Here is a 3,430-nt window from a genome sequence, read left to right on the forward strand (position 1 = left end):
GTTTGGTAGCGCTACCGTTTCGGCCTAGCGTGAGCCTGGGAGGAGCCAGGGCTGTCGCTAGCGGAAGCGTTGTTCCTTCGACGACGTCGCAGGAATTTGTTGGGAGGATCGATGGCGTCTGTCGCAATTGGCGAAGTCTACAAATCATTCGGCGCTGTCGAGATCCTGCACGGGGTCAGCGTGAACATCGAGGACGGCGAGTTCGTCACTCTGGTCGGACCATCGGGCTGCGGAAAATCAACCCTTCTCAGAATGATCGCCGGCCTGGAAAAGATTTCACGCGGCCAGATCGCGATTGGCGAACGTGTCGTCAACAACGTTGCGCCCAAGGAGCGCGACGTCGCCATGGTCTTCCAGAACTATGCGCTCTACCCACACATGACCGTTGCCGAGAACATGGCGTTCTCGCTGATGCTCAAAGGAGTTTCCAAGCCGGAGAGCGATGCAGGCGTGCGCCGCGCGGCCGAAATCCTTGGGCTGGTGCCGTTGCTGGCGCGCTATCCTCGGCAGCTTTCCGGCGGCCAGCGCCAGCGCGTCGCCATGGGCCGCGCGATCGTGCGTGATCCGGCGGTCTTTCTCTTCGACGAACCGCTGTCCAATCTCGACGCCAAACTCAGGGTGCAGATGCGCGCCGAGATCAAGGAACTGCACCAGCGCCTCAAGACGACGACAGTCTACGTCACGCACGACCAGATCGAGGCCATGACCATGGCTGACAAGATCGTGGTCATGCATGACGGCATCGTCGAGCAGATAGGGCCGCCGCTGGAACTCTATGACCGGCCGAACAATCTTTTTGTCGCCAGCTTCATCGGCTCGCCGGCCATGAATTTGCTGAGGGGCGAGATCGCTATTGACGGCTCACCCTCGTTCCGCGGCGCCGGGGGGATTTCAGTCCCGTTGGCCTCGGCACTTTCCATCCCCAATGGCGAGCCTGTGGTGCTGGGAATAAGGCCCGAGCATTTGCGGCTGTCCGACGACCGGGGCATTCCGGTCACCGTCGCGGTGGTTGAACCAACCGGGTCCGAAGTGCAGCTCATCGGCCGGACAGCCGGCGGCGAAGAGATCGTCGCGAATTTCCGGGAACGACATTCCTTCACGCCGGGCGAAACCATCCGGCTTACGGCCGAGCCCGGCCTCATCCATCTCTTTCACGGAGAAACCGGACAGAGGTTCCAAACACGTACCGATCAGTAGGACCACAGGCAAGGACAACAAGCAGGAGGAAACGAGCATGAAGTTCACCAGACGTGACGTGATCCGCACCACCGCCGGCGCGGCGGCGGGTGCCTTGGGAAGTCGGTTCATCAGCTCTCCGGCCCTTGCCCAGGACGGACCGAAATACAAACCCGAGGATGGCGCCAAGCTTAGACTGCTGCGCTGGTCGCCCTTCGTCCAGGGCGACGAGGACCAATGGCTGGCCAACACCAAGCGCTTCACCGAAGCGACCGGTGTCGCGGTCCGCGTCGACAAGGAAAGTTGGGAGGACATTCGCCCCAAGGCGGCGGTCGCGGCAAATGTCGGCTCCGGCCCCGACCTGATGTTCGTCTGGTTCGATGACCCGCACCAATATCCCGACAAGCTGCACGACGTGAGCGAACTCGGCGAGTATCTCGGCTCGAAATACGGCGGCTGGCATGATGGACCAAAGCAATATGCGACCCGGGAAGGCAAATTCATCGGCCTGCCACTGGCCACGATCGGAAATGCCATCGTCTATCGGGAAAGCTGGGTGAAAGAGGCCGGCTTTTCGGAGTTTCCCAAGGACACGAAAGGCTTCCTGGAACTTTGCAAGGCCTTGCAGGCGAAGGGCCATCCGGCCGGCTTCACGCATGGCCATGGCGTCGGCGACGGCAACAACTATGCTCATTGGCTGCTGTGGAGCCATGGCGGCCAGATGGTCGACGAGAGCGGCAAGGTAACGATCAACAGCCCCGAGACCCTCAAGGCCATCGAATACGCGCAGGAACTCTACAAGACCTTCATTCCAGGCACCGAAAGCTGGCTCGACGTCAACAACAACCGCGCCTTCCTGGCCGGCGAACTGGCTGTCATCGCCAACGGCATCTCGGCCTACAACACCGCCAAAATCAATAAGGACAATGATCCGAAGCTGGCTGAAATCGCCAAGGACATACGCACCACCAACCTGCCCATCGGCCCTGTCGGCAAATCCGTCGAATTGTTCCAGGTGACCACGGCTGTCATCTTCAATTACACGCCCTACCCCAACGCGGCCAAGGCGTATTTGCAGTTCATGTTCGAGGAACCGCAAATGAAGGACTGGATCACCTCCTCGGCCGGATATTGCTGCCAGACCCTGAAGGCATTCGACAACAACCCGGTATGGACTGCCGATCCCAACAACGCCGCTTACGCCAAGGCTTCGGCTACTCTGCGGCCTAACGGCTATGCCGGGCCGCTCGGCTATGCTTCGGCGGCAACCATGGCCGACTACGTGCTGGTCGATATGTTCGCCAAAGCGGTGACCGGCCAGGCGACGCCGCAAGAGGCAATGGAAGAGGCCGAGAAGCGGGCAAATCGCTATTATCGCGTTTGAGCCGGCTCAGCCGGGCAGCGCGGCTGCCCGGCTGGCTTCGGATTGCATCGTGGCCGATCCGGCCGATCAATGAGACCTCAGCAGGAGCCGACCCATGGCTGTGCCGTCAGCTGCTATCCAGCCGCGATCTTCGATCTTCTCACGGATTCTATCGCGCTGGAGCGAAAGCCGGAACGCACTTGGCTTCGGCTTCATGCTTCCGGCGGCTGCACTGCTGCTTGTCTTCCTGACCTATCCGCTGGGGCTCGGCGTCTGGCTCGGCTTCACCGACGCCCGCATCGGCCGCCCCGGCATCTTCATCGGCATCGAAAACTATGAATATCTGTGGAGCGACGCCGTCTTCTGGCTCTCCGTCTTCAACACCTTGCTCTACACGATCAGCGCTTCGAGCCTGAAATTCGCGCGCGGCCTCTGGCTGGCGCTCCTCCTCAACCAGAACCTTCCCTTCAAATCGTTCTTCCGCGCGATTGTCCTGCTGCCGTGGGTGGTGCCGACGGTGCTCTCGGCCATCGCCTTCTGGTGGATCTACGATTCGCAGTTCTCCATCCTCTCCTGGGCGCTGCAGCAGATGGGACTGATCGACCACCGCATCAATTTCCTTGGCGATCCGGAGAACGCACGCGCCTCGGTGATCGTCGCCAATGTCTGGCGCGGCATTCCTTTCGTGGCCATCACGCTGCTGGCCGGCCTGCAGACGATTCCCCAATCGCTTTACGAGGCCGCGACGCTCGACGGCGCCAGCCGTTGGCAGTTGTTCCGCTATGTGACGCTGCCGTTGCTGACGCCGATCATCGCCATCACCATGACCTTTTCGGTCCTGTTCACCTTCACCGATTTCCAGCTGATCTATGTGCTGACTCGCGGCGGGCC

The 3,430-nt window shown here is 60.9% G+C and carries 3 protein-coding genes; all 3 read left to right on the forward strand.

Annotated features, from left to right (window positions below):
* The first annotated feature begins 111 nt into the window (after positions 1-111).
* Positions 112-1,197 carry a sn-glycerol-3-phosphate ABC transporter ATP-binding protein UgpC gene (ugpC, locus tag EN994_RS23345; RefSeq protein ID WP_063168933.1) on the forward strand — a complete coding sequence of 362 codons (1,086 nt, stop codon included), beginning with the start codon at positions 112-114 and terminating at the stop codon, positions 1,195-1,197.
* 37 nt (positions 1,198-1,234) lie between these two features.
* A complete protein-coding gene (locus EN994_RS23350) occupies positions 1,235-2,560 on the forward strand; it encodes an ABC transporter substrate-binding protein (RefSeq protein WP_013529762.1) in 1,326 nt (441 codons plus the stop codon).
* Positions 2,561-2,654: 94 nt separating this feature from the next.
* On the forward strand, positions 2,655-3,430 hold a 776-nt coding region (locus EN994_RS23355), incomplete at its 3' end, for a sugar ABC transporter permease (RefSeq protein ID WP_164746107.1).

It is taken from the genome of Mesorhizobium sp. M7A.F.Ca.CA.002.09.1.1, from assembly GCF_003998555.1.
Lineage (GTDB): Bacteria > Pseudomonadota > Alphaproteobacteria > Rhizobiales > Rhizobiaceae > Mesorhizobium > Mesorhizobium ciceri.